The sequence below is a fragment of the Hydrogenophaga sp. BPS33 genome (assembly GCF_009859475.1).
Classification (GTDB): Bacteria; Pseudomonadota; Gammaproteobacteria; order Burkholderiales; family Burkholderiaceae_C; genus Hydrogenophaga.
The window spans coordinates 4,938,838-4,962,168 of the sequence record NZ_CP044549.1; the positions used below are offsets into that span (position 1 = coordinate 4,938,838).

Genomic DNA, 23,331 nt, shown 5'->3' on the forward strand with positions numbered 1-23,331 from the left:
ACGCAATGCATGGAAGAAGGTTTTCATACGGACTCAGAAGCGGTAGGTCAGGTCGAAGGCGATGCGCAGATCGCGCTCGCGCTGGCCGTCGTAAGGGCGCGAGAGGCCGCCGATGCTGGCTCCCACTTCGAACACGTCGTGGGTGCGCCAGCGATGGCCGTATTCCCACTGGACCACGCCGCCACCGCCAAAGCCGCGCTGCGTGTAGCGTCCCGCGCCCACGGTCAGGTGGTGTTCCCAGACCGTCTCGTAGCGGCGGTACAGGATGTGGGTGAGCCGCAGCGCGGGCAGCAAGCTGGCGTCGGCACTGGGGTTGAAGTACGGCGCGCCGGCGCGGCTGTTGTGCGAAGCGCTCACGTCCACGAGCGCATCGAGCCAGTAGCGCGGCTGGGTGTAGAGGCGCTCACGGCCTTGCAGCAACAGCTCCTGGCGCTGGTTGCCATCGGAAAAGCGCGATGGGCTGTACCCCAGGCGCCACTCGCGGCGTTCGTCGGCGCGCCAGCGCACGTAGGTGTCCACGCGGTTCGCATGGATGCCGCTCTGCAGCGCCTGCAGCGGCGTTTCGCGCGAGCGGTGGGCCAGGCCCACGCCGATCTGCCAGTGGTCGTTCAGGTCGTAGTCCACCGTGAGCCCGGCGCCCGACCGGGTGCCCGAGCCGTAGCGGTTGGCCGACACTTCGCCCTGCACCGTCAGGTCGCGGCCGCGCCACTGCACGCCGCCGCGCAGCCAGCGGTAACGCACCGCCCCGTCCTCGAAACGGCTGGACGCCTGCCCTACGCCTGCAAAGGCGCGCCAGTGGTCGGCCATGGGCCGCGAATACAGCACGGCTTCCAGGCCCCGATCCCGGCTGCCGGTCACCGGGTTGTTCGATTTCAGGCCCTGGTAGCCGTTGACCTGGAGCTCGGCCTTGAGGTGCACCTGCCATTCGCGGTCGAGCCGCAGCACGCCGAGGTCTTCGGGGAAGCGCTGCACCATGTCGTCGCGCAGCAGTTGCGCCTGGCGCCACTCCTGCAACTCCAGCGCGGTGAAGCCCTGGCCCGTCATCACCGAGCGGTCGCGCGGCTCCAGCGTTTCCGCCATCTTGAGCACACGCTCGGATGCGCGCGGCAGTTCGCGCGCCCGCAGAACCTGCGCTTGCGCGCTCAGCAGGCCGGTGTTGTTCGGTGCCTTGGCCACCATGCCATCGAAGGCGGCCTGGGCCGTGCGCGTGTCGTTGGCGTACAGGCGCTCCAGGGCGGCCAGGCGCTCTACCGTGAGCCGGCGGTCGCTCGGCGTGCGCGTCTGCACGCCCTCGGCGTAATACCAGATCGGTTGCCGCTCGAGCGCCTCGCCGCTCACACGCGATGCCTCGCCGAAGACCTCGGACTCCATCAGCGCGTAAGTCAGGCCGACCTCATCCTCGGCCCGCGCATCCTCATCGCCGCCCGCAGCGTTCGCCTGCAGCGACTGCGCGTAGAGCTCGCGCGCCCGCTCGGGCTCACGCAGGTAGAGATAGGCGGCGGCCACATCGCTGAGCGCATAGGTAGGCACCGGGCCTTCGGCCGCCAAGGCGGTGTATTCCTCGACCACCTCGCGCATGCGGACACGCGCGTGCAGCGCGGCCAGGCGGTCGGTGCGCGCACGCCGGATGTCCGCATCGGGGCGTGGGACCTGGGCGCGCCACGCAGCCAGCAGCTGCTCGTAGCGTTCAAGCGCACGGTCGGCCACCGCGAAGCGCTCGGCCTCGCCCCGGCTGGGCAGATCGGCCATGCGCGCCATTTCCGCCGCCGCCTGGTTTTCCAGGCGGCGCATCAGCGCAGCGTCCACCGCCTGCGCATGTTGCCGGGCCACGCGCAGCGCGGGCTCGGCCATGCGCGCCTGCGACAGCGCGTCAACGTAGGCCAGCACCACGTCCTTGCGCGAAGGAGCCCGTTGGAAAGCGCGGTCCGCCTCGGCCAGTGCCGCAAAGGGCTGGCCCCGGCGTTCGTGCACGTAGGCCAGGGCCAGGTAGGCGTCTGGCTCATCGGCGCGCTGCCGAATGCGCTCGCGCGCGCGCCGCTCGGCTTCGTCCAGCCGCGAGGCATCGGCCAAGGTCGTCACGGCGCCACGCGAAAACGCGCCGTCGCCGGGAAACCGCCGCGCGCCGTCCTCGAACAAGGCCAGCGCCGCGTCCCAACGCCCCGCATCGCGGTACGCGCGCGCCACCTCGATCAGCGCGTAGTCCCGCAGGAGCGGCGTCGGCGCCTGTTCTTCGTAGACGCGCAACAACGCCGCCTGCCGACCGGCCCAGCCCGCCACCGCCAGGTAATCGTTGAGCTCGCGTTCACCGCGCGCCGCCTGGGACACGGCTGCCAGAAACGGGCCGTGATCGCCGGCACGTGCGCGCTGCAGGAGTCCTTCGTAATCGGACGCCGGGTTGGCTTTCGCCATCGACGCCACGAGGATGAGCGCGCACAACGGCAGTTGCCTCAAGGGCCCTGCAATGGCGCTCACGCCGCCTGAAATGAACTCGGACACGCTTCCCACTCCTTCGTCTTGCAACTTGCGAATGCCAACGTACTGGCCTCGCATGCCCCCAACGACCACCGCTAGGAGCATTTGGTTACAACCGAACTTTAAAAGGAGATTCGGGCGTCGAACGAAAAGTGGCTTCGAATTACGCCAAAAAAGTCATGGGCAGTATGGCATTGAGATATGCCATTTCTTCACATAATTCAAAACATCGTTGTTTTTAATGAATTTTTAACACGCACATACAATAACCATTTGCTATCAATGCTCTTAAATTAAGAGCTATTACATTAATTTTTGTATTTAATCGGATTTTTCAAGCGCCGCTGCCTTCGACCAATCGGCATACAGACTCTTGCGACGCGCCAGTTCCGGAAAGAACTTCGGCCAGGCCGCTGCGATCAGGCAGGTGGCCGAGCCACCCACCACCACCGCCGCCACCGGCCCGATGAGGGACGCGACCGAGCCCGACTGGAACTCGCCGAGCTGGTTGCTCGCGCCGATGAACACCGAGTTCACCGCGCTCACCCGCCCGCGCATCTCGTCCGGCGTTTCCAGCTGCACCAGGGTCTGGCGGATCACCACGCTGACCATGTCGGCCGCGCCGTTGACGAACAAGGCCAGCATGGACAGCCAGAAGCTCTTGGACAGGCCGAAGGTGATGGTGGCCAGGCCGAACACCGCCACCGACAGCAGCAGCTTGAAGCCCACACGCGTCGACGGCGGATGGCTCATCAAATAGAGCGACATGGCCAGCGCGCCCATGGCGGGCGCCGCCCTCAGCCAGCCGAGCATGCTCGGTCCACCCTCCAGGATCTCGCTCGCGAAGATGGGCAGCAGCGCGATGGCGCCGCCAAAGAGCACGGCGAACAGGTCGAGCATGACCGCGCCCAGGACGACCGGACGCCGCGCCACAAAGCGAAGGCCGGCAAACAGGTCCTGGGCCGAAGCTCCGCGGGCGGCCGTGTTGTGGCGGGCGATGCGCAGCCGGCTGGCCAGCGCCATGGCGATCACGAGCAGCGCGGTGGCCACCGCGTAGAGCACGTCGTTGCCCAGGATGAGCAGCATGCCGCCTGCCGCAGGGCCGGCGATCACGCTGCCTTGCGTAGCGGTGGACGACGCGGCCATGGCCCGGCTCAACAGGTTCGGCGGCACGGTGTTCGGGGTGGTGGCCTGCACCGCCGGCATCTGAAAAGCACGCGCCGCGCCGAGCAGCACCGAGGCGAACAGCAAGTGTTCGCGCGTCACCGCTCCACGCCATGAGTCCCAGGCCAGAACAGCGGCGACCACCGCTTGCAAGACCAGACACACCACCATGATGCGCGGGCGACTCCAATGGTCGGCCGCATGGCCGGCCGGCAAGGTGAAGATCAGCACCGGCACGAACTGGTAGAGCCCGACGAGCGCCAACGCCCAGGGGTCGCGCGTGATCTCGTACATCTGCCAGCCGATGGCCACCAGCACCATCTGGATGCCCAGCGTCCAGGCCACGCGCGCGGTCAGCAGTTGTCGAAAGGGGACGGTGCGAAAGAGTGCGGCGAGGTCGGAGGGCGCGCGGGCCGCCGCGGGAGCAGGAGATGTCATGGCCGGGCGATTGTGCCCGCAGCCCCGCAGACACACGGTTGCACGCCGTTTAGCCATGCCACCGCCCTAGGGTTTTCACGCACCGGTGGGCGCGGGGTGCTGGCTAGGATGCACGAAGCCGGCACCCGCATCGGCGATGACTCAGAGCCCACAGAGACCATCTGCTACATTTTTTGCAGACTTCGTCCCACAACACCCCCACAGGAGAGACCACGATGGTGACAACAACGAACAAATGGCTGGCCGCCGGTGTGCTGTGCCTGGCAGCGGCCGGGGCACAAGCCCAGGTGAACCAGATCAAGGTATGGGCCGCAGCCTGCGCCAACTGCCACGGCACCGACGGCCGGGCCGCGGCCGGCGCCGTCTCCCTGGCCGGCCAGAGCAAGAACGACCTGGTGCAAAAGCTGCAGGACTTCAAGACCGGCAAGCGGCCCGCGACCATCATGCACCAGCTCGCCAAGGGCTACACCGACGAGCAACTGGCCGACATTGCCGGCTATTTCGCCGCCCAGAAAAAATAAGAGGAGCCCACACCATGTTGCAACGTCGTCAATTCGTTCAAACGCTGGGCGCCGGCTCGGCTGTCGCCGGCCTGGGTCTCATGAGTGGCTGCGCCACCTCCGCCGGCCGAGGTGCCAAAGTCGTGGTCGTCGGTGGCGGCTACGGTGGCGCCACCGCCGCCAAGTACGTGCGCCTTTTTTCTGACCACAACATCGAGGTCACCCTCGTCGAGCCCAATGCGGCCTTCGTGTCCTGCCCCATCTCCAACATGGTCCTGGGCGGGCACAAGACCATGGCCGACATCACCGTGCCGTACGACAACCTGAGCAAGCGCCATGGCGTCAAAGTGGTACGCGACACGGTCGCCAGCATCGACGCGACCAAGCGCACCGTGAAGCTGGCCAGCGGCGGCGAACTGCCCTACGACCGCCTCATCCTCTCGCCCGGCATCGACTTCATGTGGGACACGCTGCCCGGCATGGCCAAGGCCGGCGCGGCCGACAAGGTGCTGCACGCCTGGAAAGCCGGCCCGCAGACCGTGGCACTGCGCCGCCAGCTCGAAGCGCTGCCCGACGGCGGCGTGTACGCCCTGTCCATTCCCCTCGCCCCGTACCGCTGCCCGCCCGGCCCCTACGAGCGCGCCTGCATGGTGGCCAGCTACTTCAAGAAGGCCAAGCCCAAGAGCAAGGTGGTGATCTTCGATGCGAACGACGACATCACCTCGAAGAAGGGCCTGTTCATGAAGGCCTGGGACGAGCATTACAAGGGCCTCATCGAGTACCGCCCCAAGCACAAGGTGGTGGACGTGGACGCCGCCACCAACACCTTGAAGTTCGAATTCAACGACGACTTCAAAGCCGGCGTGCTCAACGTCATCCCCACGCAACGCGCGGGCGAGATTGCGGTGAAGACCGGCCTGGCCACCGCCAACGCGCGCTGGTGCGAGGTGGACTTCCTCACCTTCGAGGCCAAGGCAGCGAAGAACATCCATGTGCTGGGCGACGCGATCCAGATCGCGCCGGCCATGCCCAAGTCGGGCCACATGGCCAACCAGCACGGCAAGACCTGTGCGGCCGCCGTGGTCTCGCTGCTGCAGGGCAAGGAGCCGCCTTCGTTGCCGCTGTATGCCAACACCTGCTACAGCTTCGTGACCGCCACCGACGTGGTGCACGTGGCCAGCGTGCACAAGTACGACGCGGCCCAGAAGACCATGTTGGCCGTGCCGGGCTCGGGGGGGTTGTCCAGCGCGGCGAGCGCGCTGGAGGGTGAGTACGCGATGGCCTGGGCGCGCAATATCTGGGCGGACTCGCTGGCCTGATTCGGCGCGCTGCTTAGCGACAGAAGCCCCGCATGCGGGGCTTTTTTTCGCCTGGCTGCGATCAGCAACTCGACGAGCGCCTCCAATCACCCTCGCCAAATCGCATTTCACGGCACGTCCGCCAGGTTTCGTCGCAATCCGGTCGCCATTCGCACGCGCGCCCCGCACAGTGCGTTCCCGGCCTTCCTGCCTCAAACCTTTTATCTTCGCGGAGCTACCATGTTGCTGCCACTGCTCGCCCACCACCCCGAAGCCATCGTGCCCGTGTTGCGCAACACGCCAACCTGGGTATGGGGACTGCTCGCTGCGCTCATGGTGCTGGGTCTGAGCCAGGTGCGGGACCGCACGGCCAGCCTGGCGCGCGTGTCGCTGATGCCACTGGCCATGACCGTCTTCTCCGTATCAGGCACCTACACCGCCTTGGCTGCAACCCTTCATCAGGCGCTGGCCTTGGGCGCCTGGCTCCTCACCGCAGCGCTCGCATTTGCTCTCGTCGCACGCGGCTGCGCCGATGCGCAATACGACCCGTCGCGGCGCCTGTACCGGTTGCCGGGCAGCACCGTGCCGCTGTTGTTGATGTTGGGCATCTTCCTGACCAAGTACGTCGTGGGCGTGGATCTCACCATGTCACCGCAGTTGGTCCAGGACGCGGCCTACGTGACATGCATCGCGACGCTCTACGGCGCATTCACCGGCGTCTTTATCGGCCGGGCCTCGCAGCTGTGGCGCTTGCCACTGCGTGCGGCCCGGCAACGCGAGATCAGGCCGGTTTGAGTTCGGCACAGTCCTCAACGTGTCCAGGTGGGCTCGCGCCGTTCGGCGAACGCGCGAAAGCCCTCTTGCGCATCCTTGCTGGCGGCCAGCAGGGGCAGTAGCGCTTGCGTCTGGTTCAATGCATCGCTCAGCGACAGGTCGGCGACGGTGTTGATGGAGCGCCGACCGAAAGCGAGAGCGGTGGGGGAATTTTTCGCCAGTTTTTTGAGCACATCCTGGATAGCCGCATCGAGTTCGTTCGCGGGCACCACGCGGTTCAACAAGCCCAAGGCCTTGGCCTCGCTCGCGGGGAACCGCTCCGCATACAGGCACATCTCCACGAGTTGCCGGTGAGGGACGACGCGCATCAACAAGGGCAGGATCATCAGCGGAAACACGCCGACCCGGGCCTCGGTGGTGCCGTAGGAAGCACCGTCCACGCCGATGGCAATGTCGCACGCCGCCACGAGCCCTACGCCGCCACCATAGGCGCTGCCATTGATGCGTCCGATGATCGGCACGTTGCAACGATCCATCGCGCGAAACAGAAGTGCCACCGGGTTGTCGAACTGTTCAGGGTTCAGGCTGAAAGGATTGCCGTCTTTGCTACTGGTCAGCTGCCCGCCTGCACAGAAAGTCTTGCTCCCCTTTCCTGACAACACCACGGCACGCGCCGCGCTTCCCCGTCCGATGGCGTCGAATGCGGCCGCCAGGTCGAGCAACATCTCTGCCGTCATGGTGTTGTGGTGGTCGGGCCGGTTCAGCCAGATGTGGGCCACGCCGTCCAGGTGATGGACCAGCACTCGCGCTTCTTCGCCACTCGAAGTTGTAGACGTCATGTTCAATCCCCACTCATTCGGCAACGATGCCGGCTTCGCGGATCTTCTTTCCCCACACGCCGTATTGCTCGCCCAGGAAGGTCTTGAAATCCGCCGCCTTGCCTGGCGTGGGCTCCATGTTGCCGCGCAGCAGGCGAACGCGCACGTCGGGCTTGTTCAGGATTCTGATCAAGGCATCGCTGAGCTTCTGCGTGATCGTTGGTGGCATGCCGGCGGGTCCGAACATACCGGTCCAGGCTCGCAGGTCATAGCCTTGCAGGCCCAGTGTCTCCACGATGGTGGGCAACTCGGGTGCCAAGGCACTTCGCGTTGATGTGGTCACGGCAATGGCCCGCAATCTGCCGGAACCCACGAAGGCCTGGCTGGAGGCGAGGTCGACCACCATCCAAGGCACGAGACCGGCTGCCACATCGGCGATGGCGGGCGGACTGCTCTTGTAAGGCACGGCGACGGCGTCAAGGTTCGTGAGTTTGACCAGGGACGCGCCCGCCACCTGCCCTGGCGTGTTGCCATAGGCATAGCTCGACGTGTCTGCGTTGGCACGCATGTGCTGCACCAGCTCATGCGGCGTGCGCACGGGCAATTGGGGATTGACCACAAGGACGAACGGGAAGTCGGCCAACCGTCCGATGGGCGTGAAGTCCTTGTTGGGGTCGTAGCGCAAAGTCTTGTAGATGTGTGGGTTGACCGAGTGCGACGAGTTTGAAGTGATGAAGAGCGTGTATCCGTCGGGCGCTGCGTTGGCAACGGCTTCGGCCGCGATGGCCGCCGTGGCACCGGGACGGTTGACGACGAGGAAGGGCTGGCCCAGTTCAGCGCGCAGCTCCTCGGCCACGATGCGAGCCAGAATATCGGTTCCGCTGCCAGGTCCGAAACCGACCATCACGCTCACGGGACGATTGGGATAGTCGGCAACCTGTGCCGGAGCGGGTTGAATGACGAAAGCCGATATGGCCATCGCGGTGAACCATGTGGCGATGCCTTTGAATCTTGTCATGGTGGTGTCTCCTCGTTGGTGGTTGAGCGAAGGCAGGGCGGCTACTTCAAGCGGCGGTGTGCTGGGTCACCACGCCCCGCGCGATGAGGTCGGCGATCTCCTCAGGACCAAAGCCATAGCTTCGGAGCACGGCCTGCGTGTGTTCGCCCAACAGCGGAGGCGCGCATGCGGGTTGCTGAACATCCACGGACGCCATGCGAATGGGAATAGCCATGTGCGGCACTTGCCCGATGACCGGGTGGTGCGCGTGGCGCACCAGTTGGCAGTGCTGGACCTGGGCATCCTCGAACACCTGCCTGACGTCGTTGATCACGCCTGCCGGAATGCCCGCATTCACAAAGCGCCTCACCCACTCGGCGCGCGGTCGCTGTCGCATCCGCTCCTCCAGAACCCGATGCAAGCGATCGCGGTGCCGCACACGGTCCACGTTGGTGGCGTAGTCCGGGTCGTCGCACAGGGCATCGAGATCCAGTTCGTGACACAAGCTGTGCCACATGGCCTCGGTCGCGGGTGCAAGATTGATCGGGCCGTCGGCCGTTTCAAAGGTACCGTAGGGTGCAATCACAGGGTTGGCATTGCCAGTGCGTTTCGGAACGTCCCCCACGCTTAGATACCGCTGTCCCTGCACTCCCAGCATGCTGACCATGCTGGCCAGCAGCGAGGTCTCGACCCGCTCGCCCACGCCCGTTGCCTCGGCCTGGCGAAGCGCAGCCACGATACCCAACGCCGTCCAAAGGCCGGCCGTCATATCCGCAATGGCCACGCCCACGCGCGTCGGCGTTTCAGCACCGGTCAACGCCATCAGGCCACCATGTCCTTGCGCGATCTGGTCGAACCCCGGGGCATCGCGTGCCGGTCCTTCGCTGCCAAAGCCGGAGATGCTGGCGTAGATCAGACGCGGGTTCAATTGGCGCAGCACATCAACACCCAATCCCATCGCTTCAGCCACGCCGGGCTTGAAGTTTTCAATGACGACATCGCTATCGAGCGCAAGACGGCGCAACAAGGGCATCGCGTCGGCATGCCGAAAGTCGAGCGACAGGCTCTGCTTGCTTCGGTTGGCGCTGAGGTAATACACGCTCTGGCCGCCGGAGAACGGCCCCCAGAGGCGCGTCATATCGCCGTTTTCGGAAGGCTCCACCTTGATGACGGTCGCGCCCAGATCGCCCAGCGTCATCGTGCAAAAGGGGCCCGAAAGTGCGCGGGACAAGTCAAGAATCCGGATGCCCGTCAACGGACGCGAGGTTTGCGTTTCTTCAATGGACATGAGAGTCTTCCCGTAAGATCCGTGAGCACATTTCTCCTTGCGAGAGATGCTTGATGTCAGATGATCGGCTCATCGCCGTTGAACCATGCCACCCAGAAATCCGGAAAGCACCACTCGCAGCTTCACCCCTCCACGTGCCATCGCGCGTGTTCTTCAAGTCGTACGAGTCCTCGCGCTTGGCGGCCGTTCCATGGGCCTGGCAGAGCTTGTCGCCGAATTCGGCATGCCGCGCACCAGCCTCTTCGCCATCATGAAAGGGCTGGAGCGCGAGGGTTATGTGGTGTTCGAGAACGAGCGCTATTCCCTGGGCCCCGAGTCGGTCAAGCTCGGTCATGCGATTCTTCAAGCTCGCAGATTTCCAGATTCGGTCAAACCTGCCCTTGAGAAACTGGGGGGTATCAGTGGTGAGACCGTGATCCTCTCGGCACTTACAGACGACCGCCAGCATGTCGTCTACATCGACGTTCTGGAGGCGCAGAGCTCGCTGCGGTTCACGGTGAAGGTGGGTACACAGACGCCGCTCAACGCGTCTGCAACGGGGCAGGCCACGTTGGCGTTCATGCCCAAGTCGGAGCGGGATGCCTATCTCAAAGCTGGGAATTTCACACGCTTCACACCCCACACCGTGGCGACCACGGCAGACCTGCGAAAAGCCTTGGTCCAGGCGCGCGAGGCATGTTGCGCCGTGACCGTCGATGGCACCGTGCTGGCCGCCGTCGGCATTGCGGCCCCCTACTTCAATCAGCAGGGCCAAGTCATGGGAGCGGTGAATGTCGCCGGCCCCACAGCGCGGCTCGTTGAGCACATTCCTCGCTTGAAACAGGCCGTGATCGAATGTGGGGAAGCCGTCTCTCATATATTGGGGTACACCGGTGCGTACCCTCCACGGGACGTTTAGCAGCCGTTCGCAGCAGGAGAGCCTGGTCATTCGGATGTGTCACTCGAATTTGATGTTCGATGTGCGAATCAGATCCGAGTAGCCCTTGGTCTCACGCACCCAGCGCGACTTGAATTCCGACGCACCCAGGTCGGTTGTGACGGTGGCCGACTTGGCCAGCAATTCCACAAACGACGGCTCGTTCATCACCTTTCGAACATCGGCATTGATCTTCTGAATGAGACCGACGGGTGTGCCGTGGCGTACGAAGACACCCAGGCCAACCGGATACTCGAAGCCCGCGAAGCCAGACTCGGCGATCGTGGGCGCTCCCGGGAACTGAGCGAGGCGTTCCCCGCTGGTGACAGCCAACACGCGCACACGGCCGGCCTGCACGTTGGGCAAGGCGAGTTGCGTGGTCGCGATCATCGCGTCGATCCGTCCTGCGGTGAGATCGGTCAAAGCCGCCGCCGCGCCCTTGTATGGCACGTGTGTGATCTGCGTCTTCGACAACAACTTGAGTTGCTCAAGGGCCAGATGGAAGGAACTGCCCTGACCCTGACTTCCGAAATTCAGAGTGCCAGGTTGCTGGGCAGCGTGCTCCATGAAGGCCTTGAAGCTGCCATGCGGTGAGTTCGCAGGCACGATCAACACCGTGGTGCTCAACGCCACCAGCGCCACCGGCTCCAAGTCTGCCGCCGGGTCGAAGCCCACCTTCACGCCGGAGGCCTTGGTGATCGACAAGGCCTCTGGAATGGTGAACAGCAACGTGTAGCCATCGGCCGGCGCGTTGATCACCGCCTGCGCCGCGAGATTGCCAGCGGCTCCCGGCTTGGTGTCCACGACGACGGACTGCCCCCATACCGTGGACAGACGTTGGGCCAGTTGCCGGGCCGTCGAGTCCGCCAGTCCTCCGGGTGGATAGGGATTGACCAGCGTGACGGGTTTTCGGGGAAAGTCGCTTTGCGCCAGAGCGGACATGGACAGCATGGACATCGCAGCCCATGACAGCAGGATTCTTCGAATTCGGTTCATCTTTGTCTCCTTCGTGGTTCCGGTTATTGACGTTGTACCGACCAACTGGCAGGCACATGGAGGGGAAACTCCAACAGCATCTGAGCGTGCGATTTGCCCTGAGGGTCGAAGCGAAGGGATGCCACACCGCCACCGCCCAATGCCTCTTCCATGAGGAAGTTGAATCCGTGCAGGCCGGGCCAATCGAAGCGCTGCACACGACCTTGAACCACGTGTGCCAAATGAGATGCCACGGCTTCAGCAGTGAGTTGTGCGGCGAGCACAGGCAGGTACTTTGGATCGCGGGCGATCACGGCAATGTTGGACGTGTCACCCTTGTCTCCACTGCGCGCATAGGCCAGGTCGATGAGGCGAACGGGTTGTGTGCCTCCGGAGGCGTTGGTGGGTTCATCGCCTCGGACATGCGAAGGGCAGTGGTCGGTGGTTGCGGTCGATACCACATCGATCGTTGCGGGCTGTTCCAGCGGGATTACCCGACCCTCGAATTCCACCTGTTGCTGGACGCGCCGCTTGTCGAGCAGGAAGGAGTAGAGACGCATGACGGGTTGAATCTTGGGTCGACCACCAAAGATGCCGCCAATGCCTTGCGCCATCGCCGTAGCAGCCGGAAAAATCTCGCGGCTGAAATATTCCAATGCTTCCTTGCGCGTGTGCCGCACCGCGATCTTGAGGACAACTTCTCGCCACTCGCGCTGCGTTGCGGCTGCTCCGTATCCCTCTTCAGAGCCGAGGACCTCGATGGAGGTGTGCGTGTAGTCTTCCACGCCCTCTTCCTTCATCAACCTCCGTGTGCGTACCAGGATCGCCTCGCCCATCGCACGCGCCTTGACAGAAGCTTCCATGCCGCGCACGAACAGGGTTGCCAGACTGCGGAAGCCATCGGGCACCGTGGCAGAGACCTTGTATGTGGGGGTTGCGGGCTTGCCGCGCACCTGGCTCACCCGAACCGCGTCGGGGCCGATCTCTTCTACGCGTACCTGAGACAGGTCGCAGACCACGTCTGGCAGGATGTACGCGGTGGGGTCTCCAGTTTCGTAGGTGACCTGCTCTGCCACTGTTCCGAAGTTCACCATGCCACCTGTCCCGGGTGGTTTGGTGATCGTGAAAGAACCATCGGCCTCGCAGACCGCGATCGGGAAACCCATGTCAGCCCAGTCCTTGGCCACCAACTTCCAATCGGTGGCGTAGCCGCCGGTGGCCTGCACACCGCATTCGATGACATGCCCCGCGAGCGAGCCGGCCGCTAGACGGTCCCAGTCGTCGGGTTTCCAGCCAAACGTGTGTATCAGCGGCCCGAGCGCCAGCGCGCTGTCCGCACACCGGCCAGTCACCACGATGTCCGCGCCTTCGTCGAGGGCGCGGGCAATGCTGAACGCACCGGTGTAGGCATTCGCGGTGAGCACGTCGTCGGGCAAAGGCTCGCCAGTCCAGATCTCTCGCGTGCTGCCTTCGGCACGCAAAGCCTCCATGAGGTGCGACACATCGTCGCCGATCACAGCAGCCACACGCAGCTTGACACCGCGTCGGGCCAGTTCCTTTTGCAGCGCTTCGCAGCATGCACTCGGGTTACAGCCACCCGCGTTGGCGATCACCTTGATGCCCTTTCGCGCCAGTTCACTGGCCAACGGCCCTACCACGGTGGAGACAAAATCCGTGGCATAGCCGAGACCGGGTTTCTGCGCTTTGGCTCGCGCCAGAATGGACATGGTGATTTCCGCGAGGTAGTCGAGGACCAAGTAGTCGATATCACCGTGCCGCACGAGTTGTAGCGGGCCCGCGGGGGAGTCTCCCCAAAAGCCGGAACCGCCTCCAATGCGAACAGATTGCTTGGGTTTCATAGAAGTCCTTGTGGTAAGTGCATGGCCAATAGCCCTCAACGGCCATTCCAGCTAGGTGCTCGCTTTTCACGAAATGCGCGGACGCCTTCTTCCGCGTCTTCGCTGAGGTAGACGTGTTCAAACATGGTCTCCACGGCAGACCGAGATTGCGGCTCGTTGTCAGGGTCTCCAGCCATGCGAACCATCTTTCGGCATGCGCGCACCGAGAGCGGCGCGTTTGCCGCGATGGCTAGGGCCATGGACGTGGCGGCGTCCATCAGATCGGAGCCATTTGTCACCGCGTTGACGAACCCCAGCTCGCGCAGACGACTCGAACTCATGGGACGCCCGGTCAACAGCAACTCCGTGACCGCACGCGGGGGCAACATCTTCAGCAAGGGCGCTGCCCACGCTGCGCCTCGTCCCAGTCGCGCCTCGGGGATCGAGAAGATCGCATGCTCGGCTGCGACGATCAGGTCACACATTTGCGCCAACAGAAAGCCGCCGCCCAATGCGAGGCCGTTGACGGCGGCAATGACGGGCTTCGTCACCGTGACGCTCACGTCCAGGATCGGCAGGGATTCCAGCGTGAAGGGGCCTTCGGCTGGTTCATTCAGATCACGACCCACGCAGAACGACTTGTTGCCTGCGCCCGTCAGGATAGCCACCTGCGCAGCGGGATCTCCCTCAAATCGCTTCCACGCGTCAAACAGCGCCTCCACGGTTGCCCTGCTCAGTGCGTTGAGCTTTTCCGGGCGATTGAGTGTGATGGTGACAACGGCACCTTGTTGTGAATATAGAAGTGGCGAACTCATGCTTTTTTTGCTTCAAATTCCGTATTCGGATTGTCATTCCGATTTTTTGAAATGTCAAACTCGGCTTATGAAGGCCGTCTCAAGCTATGAGGGGAGTGGATTGATCGGAGACGCAGGCGGCGAAAGACGAGTTAGGTGGCTACGCGTCGAAGACGCATCGGTACCCACCTTGTCATGGCACCGCAGTTGCTCCAAGAAGCGCGCTACGCGGTCAGCCTCGCGGCGCTCTACGGCGCGTTCATCGGCATTTCATCGCAGTGCCCGCGTATATGGCACCTGCTACTGGGTGCGACCCCGGCGCCACGCGAGATCACGCCGGCTTGAGTTCGGTGAGCGCCTTGCCAGACCCATCCATCGCCATCGGCACCGAGTTGTGCATGTGGGTGATGCGCCAACCATCCTCACGGCGGGACAGGATGAAGGTCGCCCGGTACCACATGGACAGATCGCCGTCGTTCTTCTTGCGCCCATGCAGACGCTGCAGCCCATGGACTACCGCCAGACTGCCCATGACCATCACCTTGGCCGAACCGATTTCGGTGCTGATAGGGCCCACCCATGTCTCGAACCATTCTTCGAGGGCGCTGGGGTCGCTCAACGAATTGAAGTGGTTCTCCAGCGGCGGGGCGAAATCGAAGGTGACGGCTTCTTCCGCGAACATGCGGATCGCGGCGTCCGGGTCCTTTCGCTCGATCGCTTCCAGGTAGGTGCGCAGGGCGTCGAGCACGGCTTCGCGGTCGGCGGCGGCGGCGGATGGTGAGGTCGGTGTCATGCGGTCCTCCAATCGGTTTCCATGTTGGGCAACAAGCCGCCCGCCGCGTGTAGGACGACGGCTCTTTTGTCCGCAATGATCGTGCAGACACCACGGCCGTGATGCAGGCGCAGACCCTCGTTGACCAGGCGCAAGCACGATAGCCAAAATACTGTTTAAATATCCAGTATGATGACATCCAATCGCGCGGCACCATAGGTTTGGTCCCGATCGGTTGCCATTGTTTTCCTTGTCCATCAAGGGTCATTGCCCGCTCGCTTACCGGTGAGCGGGCATTTTTTTGTCGCAAAAATCCACTTTGCGCCAGTTTATTTGGCGCATAAAATGCTTTGCGCCACTTTATTTGGCGCAATCTTGCAACCTTCTCCACCACGGGCCGCATCCATGCCACGCACAACCTCACAACGGGAGTTGGACCGACTCGTCGACGAGGTCGGGGCTGAATCTCTGGGCATGGGCATCGAGGCCATCGCAAAACAACTCGGCGACCGCTATTCCCGACGAACGCTGCAGCGACGGCTGGCCTTGCTCGTGGCCCAGCAACGCATCGAGATGATCGGCGAGCGGCGCACGGCCCGCTACCGCCGTCGGCCCGAAGCGGCCGGCCACTACAAGATCGCTGAACCAGCCCCGCAGCCTGCCCCCCGGCAAGACGACATACCCGTCTCTGCAGAGGGCGCAGAGATCCGCGCCTATGTCTCGCAGCCACGGCACCTGCGCAAGCCGGTGGGTTATCAAACGGCCTTTCTGGAGCAATACCACCCCAACCACACGCCGTACCTGCCACCGGCCTTGCGCGATCAGTTGCATGCCATGGGCCGCTCGCCCGCCGCGCAGACGCCAGCCGGCACCTTCGCCAAAGACATCCTCAACCGGTTGCTGATCGACTTGTCGTGGGCGTCGTCCCACTTGGAGGGCAATACCTACAGCCGCCTGGACACCGAGCGGCTGATCGAGCACGGGCAGGCAGCGGAAGGCAAGAATGCGCTGGAAACGCAGATGATCCTGAACCACAAGCAGGCGATCGAGTATCTGGTGCTCGCCCCGGACCAGGCGCGCGTGCAAACCGACGCTCTGATCGCACTGCATGCGCTCCTGTCGGACGGCTTGATGGCAGACCCCGCAGCCGTTGGCCGCATCCGCCGCCGCGCTGTGGAAATCGGCGGCAGCGTCTATCTACCCCTTGCCTTTCCTCAGCGGCTGGAGGAACTGTTTGGCATCGTGGTGCAGATGGCATCGGAGATCACGGACCCGTTCGAACAGGCGTTCTTCCTGATGGTCCACCTGCCCTACCTGCAGCCGTTCGAGGACGTCAACAAGCGCGTGTCGCGGCTGGCCGCCAACATTCCGTTCATACGCCACAACCTCTGCCCGCTGTCCTTCATCGACGTGCCGCAGAAGGCCTATGTGGACGCCTTGTTGGGCGTGTACGAACTGAACCGCGTGGCGCTTTTGCGCGATGTGTTCGTGCGGGCCTACGAACGCTCATGCCAGCAATACGTCGCGGTCCAGCAGAACCTGGTGCTCCCCGACATGTTTCGCCTGCGCCACCGGCAGGCATTGGCGCTGGTGATCGCAGCGATCGTGAAACAAGGCGAAGCGGCCACGGCACAGGCGGTGCAAAGCCGCATGCCTCCTTCGGTACCGCTGGCCGAGCAGGCGCACTTCACCGCCTTGGTGTTGGGCGAGTTTTCGACGCTGCATGCGGGCAATGCGGTGCGGTTCGGCATCCGACCGCTGGAATTTTCAGCCTGGCAGGGCCGCCATCGAGATGAACGGTAACCCTGCCAGTCGGCGCGTTCGGAAGGCTTCTCAACAGTCCCGCATGCAGCGGTTCCCGCTCAGTCTCGCTCGGTCGTCCGACGGCTTGAAGCCCGCACGGTTCGGCATGCGCACGGCCGCCAAGGACTTTGCGTCGAGCACGGCGTTGTCGGGCACCACCTTGTCGCGGCTCAGCAGGTAGGCGGTCACGCCGTACACCTCATCCGAGGTGAGCGACATGGGCTTGTCCCACGGCATGGCGCGGTAGATGTAGTCATACACCGTGGTGGCGTAAGGCCAGAAGCTGCCGATGGTGCGCACCGGTTTGCCACTGCCCAGCGAACCGACGCCGCCCGCCAGCGCGGGCGCCGTCGCGCCTTTGCCATCCGCACCGTGGCATGCCGCGCATTTGGCGTCGTACACCGTTTTGCCCAACGCGACGCTGCCCGACCCTGCCGGCAAACCAGTGCCGTCGGGCCTGACGTCGATGTTCCAGCCGCGCATTTCCTGCGCCGTGGGGGCGCGTCCGATGCCCAGCGGCTGGCCGCTGTTGGCCTCCACGCCGGGTGCCCGCACGGCGCACCCCGCGGCCAACGTTGCAGCGGCGCAAGCGATCCACAGAACGTTAAGCGTGCGCATTGGACACCTCCCCGGAAGCCGCAACCCGCCAGCTTTGAATGGCGTTGTAGTGGTAGACGTAGCTCGATCCACGGGCCGCGACCAGCGCCTTGCGCGTCGGCTGCACATACCCGCTCTCGTCCATGGCGCGGCTTTGCAGCACGACGGGCGAACCGTCCCAGCGCCACGGCAACCTGAAGCGCGTCAGCGCCTTGCTGAGCACCGGGCCTTCCAACGCGGCCTCCTGCCATGTGCGCCCGCCGTCCACCGACACATCCACTGCCTTGATGCGCCCTCGCCCGGACCAGGCGATGCCGCTGATTTCGTGGAAGGTTCCTTTTTGAACGCGCTGCGTGCCCGACGGCGACAGGATGACGGACTTGGCATCCATGAGAAAGCTGAACTCCAGCGCGCTGCCGTCCGGCAAAAGATCGGTGTACTTCGACGTTTCTTCGCGTGTGTAGAACGGTTGATCGCCGACCTTCAAGCGGCGCAGCCACTTGATGCTCATGTTGCCTTCGATACCCGGCAGAAAGAGGCGCAGCGGATAGCCCTGCTCCGGCCGCAACTTCTCGCCGTTCTGCGCGTAGACCAGCATGCCCTCGGCCATGGCCAGTTCCATGGGAATGGAGCGCGTCATCGCGGCCGCGTCTGCGCCCTCGGCGAGGATCCACTTGCCTTGCGGCTTCACGCCAGCCTCGGCCAGCACGGTGGCCAGCCGCACGCCCGTCCACTGCGCGCAGCTCACCAGACCATGGATCTCCTGCGCGGTGCGTCCCGACGGACCAACATACTGCGACGAGCTGTTGCCCGAACACTCCAGGAAGTGGATGCGCGTGACGGAAGGAAAGCGAACCAGATCGTTCATGTCGAGCAGCAGCGGCCGGTCGACCAGCCCATGCACCATCAGGCGGTGCTGATCCGGATCGATGGCCGGCACCCCCGCGTGGTGGCGCTCGAAGAACAGGCCATTGGGCGTGATGGTGCCATGCAGTTTTTCCAGGGGCGTACGGGTCCCCGTGGGAAACGGGTTGGGGGCGCTGGGGAGCACGCGGACCACGCCCTTTTCAAAGGGAGAGGGTTGGCCATACGGTGGATTGAGGAACGGACCCCCGGGCCGCGTGGTCCATTCCGCATTGTTCGGCGGCAGATTGCCCGTTGTCCCCTGCGCGTTCACCTGCGACGCAAACCCGCCTGTGGCGGCCGTGAGCGCCGCGGATCGCCAGAGGACACTGCGTCTCGAAAGACGTTCGACCTGTTTAGCGGAACCGTCGTGAGCCATGAAAAACCTCCTGGCGTTGAGAACCGAAAAATGGGCAGTATCGCGAGGGTCGCTGGCGAGCGCTTCGCCATCACATGCGGCCCACTATAGACGGCATGGACCCGATGATCAACCAGGTTGATGATCTGGCAGAAGGCGCACCAAAGCGTCCACCGCCACCACCCCGCCAGGCGCTGGCAGCACCATGACCGGATTCAGCTCCACCTCGGCAAGCGCGTCCCCATGGATCTCCAGGAAATCCGACAACGAGACCATCAGTTCAACGAGCGCTTGCTCGTCCACCTTCGGCGCGCCCCGAAAGCCATCCAGCAGCGGATGGCAACGCAGTTCGCGCAACATGGCGCGGGCCATGGACGCGTCCACGGGAAGAATGCGATGCGACACGTCGCGGTAGATCTCGGTCAACACGCCACCCAGGCCCGCCGTCAGCATCCAGCCAAACACTGGGTCGCGCGTCGCGCCCAACAACACCGCCTGGCCGCCGGTGACCATGGGTTGCACCACCACACCTTCAACCCGTGCCTGCGGACACCGCTGGCGCGCGTTGGCCATCACCGTCTCGAACGCCGCCCGTGCGGCATCGGCATCTTTCACTTGCAGCACCACACCGCCAACGTCCGACTTGTGCGGGATGTCCGGACTCAACACCTTCACAGCGACAGGCCCTGCGAAGTCGGCCTGCGCCTGAGCAGCCTCTTGCGGCGTGCGCGCCATGCGCTCGCTCACCACGGGCAGGCCTGCGGCCGCCAACAGCTGCTTGCTCTCGGCTTCGTCCAGCAGCGCTCGTGCGTCAGCCCTGGCCCTCAGGATCACCGGGTGGTCCGGCGTTTCGCCGCCCTCGCGCCACCGAGGTGTCCAGGCATCGCCAGCGTCCAGAACACACCACCGCAAGAAGGCTGCGGTGGACGCGACCGCACGGCTCAAGTCACCGAACACCGCAATGCCCGCAGCGCGCAGGTCCTGCTCGCACGCCGCCGGCGCGGTGTTCACGACGATCAGCAGCTTGCGCGTGCGCTGCGCCAGCGCGACCAGTTGGGCGGCCATCTGGTCCAGGTAGTGGCCCATCACGTAGAACACCACGGCGTCGACATCGTCATACGACACCAGGGCATCGAGCACACGCCCCAGGTTGTGGGTGTCGTTGGTCACCTGCCCGGTCAAGTCCACCGGGTTCGACACCATGCCGTAGGCAGGAATGACCGCACGCATCTCGCGTTGTGCTTCGAGTCCGAACGAGGGAATGGAGACACCTTCCATGGCGAAGGCATCGGCCATCAAGGCGCACACCGCGCCCGACAGCGACACCACGCAAACCCTGGACCGCGAGGGTCGCCGGCCCAGCTTCCACAAAGACGCCAGGTCCACCAGACGGGCGGGATCCGATGACACGCCGATGCCGAGTTGTTGGAAGGCCGCTGCATACGCCGCCGCACTGCCTGCCATAGCGGCGGTGTGGGACGCTGTGGCTTCAGCGCCCTTCTCGGAGGAGCCGGCCTTGATCAGGAACAAGGCCTTGCCGAGCTCTCGCAACCGCCGCGCCGCCCGGGCGAAGCGCGGCCAGTCACGAACCTGCTCCACATAACCCAGGACCAGCTCGGTCGCCGGGTCTTCGGCGAAGTACTCAAGGTACTCCGCCAGGCCGGTGCTGGCCTCGTTGCCGGTGTTCACCATGTAAGACATGCCCAAGCCGGCCTGGTGCACCGAGCGCATGAGCACCGCCGCCATGTTTCCGCTCTGCGTGACGATCGCCACGGGCCCCGGTTGGTACGCATCGAGCTTGCGCAGGAAGCTGGGGAAGACGCGGCTCTTGAAATTGGCGTGGCCCAGGCAGTTGGGACCTTCCAGGCGCATGCCGGAGTCGCGCGCAAACTGTTCGATGCGGCGCTGGCGTTCTTCTGCCTGCGGCGTGCGCTCCTCGGCAAAACCCGAGGCAAAGATCACCGCGGCGGGAATGCCCCGCTGATGGCACTGCTGCAAGGTCGGCAGCACCTCTTCGGCACGAATGGCCAGGACGGCGAGGTCCGGCGCCACGGGGAGTTCGGCCACAGAGGGATAGCAGCGTATGCCGCCAATGTCCGAATGCTTGGGATTCACGAGGAAGAAGGGAATGGCCGGGTTGCCGCCCGAGAGGTAAGTCTCGACGGGAATACCGCCCGTGCGTGTCATCACCGGGCTTGCGCCCACGAGCACGACGGATCGCGGCGCCAGGAGGAGGTCAATGGAGTGCATGGTGCGAGCAAAGGTCGGCGTTCAAGCACCACACACCGCGCGGGCGATGATCTCGTGCTGGATTTCCGCGGATCCGCCAAAGATCGTGTACGCGCGGGTGTTGAGGTATCTGGAGACCAGCGGAACCACTGCCAGGTTCGTCGCCGGTTCGTGGTCCAGCGGGTGCAGCGGTCGCTGGGCCTCCCATGGCAAGGCGTCGTCGCCCAACACCATGACGCCGATCCTTGCCACCTGCTGGTGCAGCTGGCTCACGCGCAGCTTGAGCAAGGACGACATCGGCCCCGGATTCTGGCCCGCCTGAAGCGCCGTCATGAGGCGCAACTCCGTCATGTTCAGCGCCTCGATGTCGATCGACGCCTCCGTGATGGCCGCGGCGATGGCAGGGTCCTGCAGGGCCTCGCCACCGTGCGCTTCTCGCGCCTCGCGCACGATCTGGCGCAGCGCATAAAGGATCTTGCTTGCGGCCGGTCCGCCACCGCGTTCGAACTCCAGCAGGTACTTCCCCGTTCGCCAGCCCTCGCCTTCGGCGCCCACCCGATGGGACTGTGGCACCCGGACATCGTCGAAGAACACCTGGTTGACCTCGTGGTCCCCGCCAATCGTCTGGATCGGGCGCACCGTGATCCCGGGCGTGTCCATGTCGATCAGCAGAAAGCTGATGCCCTCCTGCTTGCGTCCCGCGTCATCGGTTCTAACCAGGGCGAACATCCGGTTGGCCTTGTGCGCCAACGTGGTCCATATCTTGGTGCCATTCACGATGTAGTGGTCGCCCGAGCGCACCGCCCGCGTCTTGAGCGAGGCCAGGTCCGAACCTGCACCGGGCTCCGAATAGCCTTGGCACCACGTGTCCTCGCCAGACAGGATGCGGGGCAGGTAGAAGCGCTTCTGTTCCTCGGATCCGAAGCCCATCAGCACGGGCCCCACCATCTTCAGCCCTGAGGGTGAGAGCACGGGCGCGCCGGCAATGGCACTTTCGTTCTCGAAGATGTAGCGTTGGGTGGGCGTCCAGCCCGTGCCGCCATATTCCCTCGGCCACGCAGGTGCCACCCATCCCTGGCGAAACAGGATGCGGTGCCAAGGCAGGTTCACCTCGGGCTCGGTGATCACGGTCGTCGTGGTGCGTTGACCGGCCCGCATGTCCTCGGTGAGGTGGGCGTCCAGAAATGCGCGCACCTCGTCCCGGAAGGCCAACTCGTCAGCAGAATATTCGAGGTTCATGCGGCGGCTCCTTGAAGAGCCCAATCGCTCAGACGCGCGTGGCGCTGGGCATGGTAGGAGAGCGTCCCATGCTGCGACTCGTAGGCCAGCAAGCGCTTGAGCCAGGCGCCCACCGTCACCTCGTCAGTCACACCCATGGCACCGTGAAGTTGCACCGCCTGCTCGGCGACAAAGCGTGCGCAGCGCACCACCTTGTGCATCGCGGCCGACACCGCGCGAGCGCGGTCGGGTGGCGAAGCCGCTGCCATCAGCAAGGCGTGCAGCAGCATCGAGCGCGCTTCCTCACAGGCAACGGACATGTCCGCCATGCGATGGCGAAGCACCTGGTACGACGCCAACGGCTGGCCAAACTGCACGCGCGTGCGGGTGTACGCCACGGTCGCGGCCAACAACGCGTCCATGCAGCCGACGGCATCGGCCGTGCAGACGATGCGGGCCTGGTCGCAACACGTGTCGATGGCCATCCCGGCGTCACTCGCACCGCGCAGACGGGCGTTGTCGTCCACGACAACGCCTTCCAGGCTCAGGTGGCAAGCGCGGCGCCCTTCGACCGTGATGAAGGCTTTCTCCACCAGCCCCTGCTGCGGTCTCGGCACCACAAACACGCCGATGCCCTGGGCATCGTCCGCAGCTCCGTCGATCCGCGCGGACACCAGCAGCGCATGGGCTGCCATGGCATCCAGGACGGTCTTCTTGGCACCGTGCAGGCGCCATCCGCCATCGACCCGCGTCGCACGGGCTTCCACGCAATGCATCTGGTGCCGGGTGTTCGGTTCCGCGTGTGCGAACGCCAGCCGGAGTTCACCGCCCGCGATCCGAGGCAACCATGTCCGACGCTGCGTCGGATCACCGAGGGTTGCCAGCAGACCACCCCCCAGGATCACGGTCGACACGTACGGCTCCAACACCAGCGTGCGGCCGAACTGCTCGGTCAAGACCGCGACATCGACCAGGCTTCCACCGAGCCCGCCCTCCTCTGCCGGCAGTGGCAGCGCGAGCCAGCCGAAGTCGGCGAAGTCCGTCCAGACCTCCTGGCTCCAGCCGCTCGGCGAGGCTTCGATCTGTCGTCTGCGATCGAAGGTATAGCGTGTGTCCACATACCGCCGAACGCTGTCCTGCAGCAGCCGCTGCTCCTCATCCAGTGCGAAGTCCATGCTG

General features: G+C 64.4%; 19 protein-coding genes. 5 read left to right on the forward strand and 14 right to left on the reverse strand.

The features are described 5' to 3' along the window. Positions 1–33 precede the first annotated feature (33 nt). Positions 34–2,496 (reverse strand): poly-beta-1,6 N-acetyl-D-glucosamine export porin PgaA, encoded by a 2,463-nt coding sequence (gene pgaA, locus F9K07_RS22750; protein ID WP_236581446.1) that lies wholly within the window; start codon positions 2,494–2,496, stop codon positions 34–36. Between the two features lie 297 nt (positions 2,497–2,793). Beyond that, the gene (locus F9K07_RS22755; RefSeq protein WP_159595582.1) at positions 2,794–4,074 is read right to left on the reverse strand and encodes an MFS transporter; all 1,281 of its coding nucleotides are present in this window, start codon (positions 4,072–4,074) and stop codon (positions 2,794–2,796) included. A gap of 215 nt (positions 4,075–4,289) precedes the next feature. On the opposite strand from F9K07_RS22755, the gene F9K07_RS22760 reads away from it, so the two are divergent. From F9K07_RS22760 to F9K07_RS22770, 3 genes are all read left to right on the forward strand, one after another. Then, positions 4,290–4,595, forward strand: coding sequence for a c-type cytochrome (locus F9K07_RS22760; protein WP_159595583.1), 306 nt, complete (start codon positions 4,290–4,292; stop codon positions 4,593–4,595). Positions 4,596–4,612: 17 nt separating this feature from the next. Beyond that, on the forward strand, positions 4,613–5,893 hold the full coding sequence (locus tag F9K07_RS22765) for an NAD(P)/FAD-dependent oxidoreductase (RefSeq protein ID WP_159597058.1): 1,281 nt from the start codon (positions 4,613–4,615) through the stop codon (positions 5,891–5,893). 219 nt (positions 5,894–6,112) lie between these two features. Next, on the forward strand, positions 6,113–6,667 hold the full coding sequence (locus F9K07_RS22770; protein ID WP_159595584.1) for a DUF6622 family protein: 555 nt from the start codon (positions 6,113–6,115) through the stop codon (positions 6,665–6,667). 14 nt (positions 6,668–6,681) lie between these two features. On the opposite strand, the gene F9K07_RS22775 is transcribed toward F9K07_RS22770, so the two are convergent. The 3 genes from F9K07_RS22775 to F9K07_RS22785 are packed head-to-tail and all read right to left on the reverse strand — an operon-like array spanning position 6,682 to position 9,749. Further along, positions 6,682–7,485 (reverse strand): enoyl-CoA hydratase-related protein, encoded by an 804-nt coding sequence (locus F9K07_RS22775; protein ID WP_159595585.1) that lies wholly within the window; start codon positions 7,483–7,485, stop codon positions 6,682–6,684. 13 nt (positions 7,486–7,498) lie between these two features. Beyond that, on the reverse strand, positions 7,499–8,482 hold the full coding sequence (locus F9K07_RS22780) for a Bug family tripartite tricarboxylate transporter substrate binding protein (RefSeq protein WP_159595586.1): 984 nt from the start codon (positions 8,480–8,482) through the stop codon (positions 7,499–7,501). A 46-nt stretch (positions 8,483–8,528) separates the two neighbouring features. Beyond that, complete coding sequence (locus F9K07_RS22785) at positions 8,529–9,749, reverse strand: CaiB/BaiF CoA transferase family protein (protein WP_159595587.1); 1,221 nt, start codon at positions 9,747–9,749, stop codon at positions 8,529–8,531. Between the two features lie 85 nt (positions 9,750–9,834). On the opposite strand from F9K07_RS22785, the gene F9K07_RS22790 reads away from it, so the two are divergent. After that, positions 9,835–10,647 (forward strand): IclR family transcriptional regulator, encoded by an 813-nt coding sequence (locus tag F9K07_RS22790; RefSeq protein ID WP_159595588.1) that lies wholly within the window; start codon positions 9,835–9,837, stop codon positions 10,645–10,647. Between the two features lie 39 nt (positions 10,648–10,686). On the opposite strand, the gene F9K07_RS22795 is transcribed toward F9K07_RS22790, so the two are convergent. The 4 genes from F9K07_RS22795 to F9K07_RS22810 form a co-directional block, all read right to left on the reverse strand. After that, on the reverse strand, positions 10,687–11,661 hold the full coding sequence (locus F9K07_RS22795) for a Bug family tripartite tricarboxylate transporter substrate binding protein (protein ID WP_159595589.1): 975 nt from the start codon (positions 11,659–11,661) through the stop codon (positions 10,687–10,689). Between the two features lie 23 nt (positions 11,662–11,684). Continuing rightward, complete coding sequence (locus F9K07_RS22800) at positions 11,685–13,499, reverse strand: acyclic terpene utilization AtuA family protein (RefSeq protein ID WP_159595590.1); 1,815 nt, start codon at positions 13,497–13,499, stop codon at positions 11,685–11,687. A gap of 35 nt (positions 13,500–13,534) precedes the next feature. Then, complete coding sequence (locus tag F9K07_RS22805; RefSeq protein WP_159595591.1) at positions 13,535–14,293, reverse strand: enoyl-CoA hydratase-related protein; 759 nt, start codon at positions 14,291–14,293, stop codon at positions 13,535–13,537. A gap of 310 nt (positions 14,294–14,603) precedes the next feature. Beyond that, a complete protein-coding gene (locus F9K07_RS22810) occupies positions 14,604–15,065 on the reverse strand; it encodes a YybH family protein (RefSeq protein WP_159595592.1) in 462 nt (153 codons plus the stop codon). Between the two features lie 411 nt (positions 15,066–15,476). On the opposite strand from F9K07_RS22810, the gene F9K07_RS22815 reads away from it, so the two are divergent. Further along, entirely contained in the window at positions 15,477–16,847 is a 1,371-nt protein-coding gene (locus F9K07_RS22815; protein WP_236581449.1) for a Fic family protein, read from the forward strand. A gap of 30 nt (positions 16,848–16,877) precedes the next feature. On the opposite strand, the gene F9K07_RS22820 is transcribed toward F9K07_RS22815, so the two are convergent. The 5 genes from F9K07_RS22820 to F9K07_RS22840 all read right to left on the reverse strand — a co-directional run bounded on the left by F9K07_RS22820 (position 16,878) and on the right by F9K07_RS22840 (position 23,327). After that, complete coding sequence (locus F9K07_RS22820) at positions 16,878–17,465, reverse strand: c-type cytochrome (protein ID WP_159595594.1); 588 nt, start codon at positions 17,463–17,465, stop codon at positions 16,878–16,880. Beyond that, positions 17,452–18,726, reverse strand: coding sequence for a sulfite dehydrogenase (soxC, locus tag F9K07_RS22825; protein ID WP_159595595.1), 1,275 nt, complete (start codon positions 18,724–18,726; stop codon positions 17,452–17,454). The genes F9K07_RS22820 and soxC overlap by 14 nt, the downstream gene beginning before the upstream one ends. 108 nt (positions 18,727–18,834) lie before the next feature. Further along, complete coding sequence (locus tag F9K07_RS22830; RefSeq protein WP_159595596.1) at positions 18,835–20,955, reverse strand: acetate--CoA ligase family protein; 2,121 nt, start codon at positions 20,953–20,955, stop codon at positions 18,835–18,837. 21 nt (positions 20,956–20,976) lie between these two features. After that, complete coding sequence (locus tag F9K07_RS22835) at positions 20,977–22,173, reverse strand: acyl-CoA dehydrogenase family protein (protein ID WP_159595597.1); 1,197 nt, start codon at positions 22,171–22,173, stop codon at positions 20,977–20,979. Continuing rightward, positions 22,170–23,327, reverse strand: a complete 1,158-nt coding sequence (locus F9K07_RS22840; protein ID WP_159595598.1) for an acyl-CoA dehydrogenase family protein — start codon at positions 23,325–23,327, stop codon at positions 22,170–22,172. The genes F9K07_RS22835 and F9K07_RS22840 overlap by 4 nt, the downstream gene beginning before the upstream one ends. Positions 23,328–23,331 lie beyond the last annotated feature (4 nt).

Bases quoted from the DNA above. Each gene is read 5' to 3' on its own strand.
- F9K07_RS22785 (WP_159595587.1), bottom strand. From the start codon at position 9,749: ATGTCCATTGAAGAAACGCAAACCTCGCGTCCGTTGACGGGCATCCGG.
- F9K07_RS22800 (WP_159595590.1), bottom strand. From the start codon at position 13,499: ATGAAACCCAAGCAATCTGTTCGCATTGGAGGCGGTTCCGGCTTTTGG.
- F9K07_RS22820 (WP_159595594.1), bottom strand. From the start codon at position 17,465: ATGCGCACGCTTAACGTTCTGTGGATCGCTTGCGCCGCTGCAACGTTG.
- F9K07_RS22760 (WP_159595583.1), top strand. From the start codon at position 4,290: ATGGTGACAACAACGAACAAATGGCTGGCCGCCGGTGTGCTGTGCCTG.
- F9K07_RS22775 (WP_159595585.1), bottom strand. From the start codon at position 7,485: ATGACGTCTACAACTTCGAGTGGCGAAGAAGCGCGAGTGCTGGTCCAT.
- F9K07_RS22805 (WP_159595591.1), bottom strand. From the start codon at position 14,293: ATGAGTTCGCCACTTCTATATTCACAACAAGGTGCCGTTGTCACCATC.
- F9K07_RS22755 (WP_159595582.1), bottom strand. From the start codon at position 4,074: ATGACATCTCCTGCTCCCGCGGCGGCCCGCGCGCCCTCCGACCTCGCC.
- soxC (WP_159595595.1), bottom strand. From the start codon at position 18,726: ATGGCTCACGACGGTTCCGCTAAACAGGTCGAACGTCTTTCGAGACGC.
- F9K07_RS22780 (WP_159595586.1), bottom strand. From the start codon at position 8,482: ATGACAAGATTCAAAGGCATCGCCACATGGTTCACCGCGATGGCCATA.
- F9K07_RS22795 (WP_159595589.1), bottom strand. From the start codon at position 11,661: ATGAACCGAATTCGAAGAATCCTGCTGTCATGGGCTGCGATGTCCATG.
- F9K07_RS22830 (WP_159595596.1), bottom strand. From the start codon at position 20,955: ATGCACTCCATTGACCTCCTCCTGGCGCCGCGATCCGTCGTGCTCGTG.
- F9K07_RS22770 (WP_159595584.1), top strand. From the start codon at position 6,113: ATGTTGCTGCCACTGCTCGCCCACCACCCCGAAGCCATCGTGCCCGTG.
- F9K07_RS22835 (WP_159595597.1), bottom strand. From the start codon at position 22,173: ATGAACCTCGAATATTCTGCTGACGAGTTGGCCTTCCGGGACGAGGTG.
- F9K07_RS22790 (WP_159595588.1), top strand. From the start codon at position 9,835: ATGCCACCCAGAAATCCGGAAAGCACCACTCGCAGCTTCACCCCTCCA.
- F9K07_RS22810 (WP_159595592.1), bottom strand. From the start codon at position 15,065: ATGACACCGACCTCACCATCCGCCGCCGCCGCCGACCGCGAAGCCGTG.
- F9K07_RS22840 (WP_159595598.1), bottom strand. From the start codon at position 23,327: ATGGACTTCGCACTGGATGAGGAGCAGCGGCTGCTGCAGGACAGCGTT.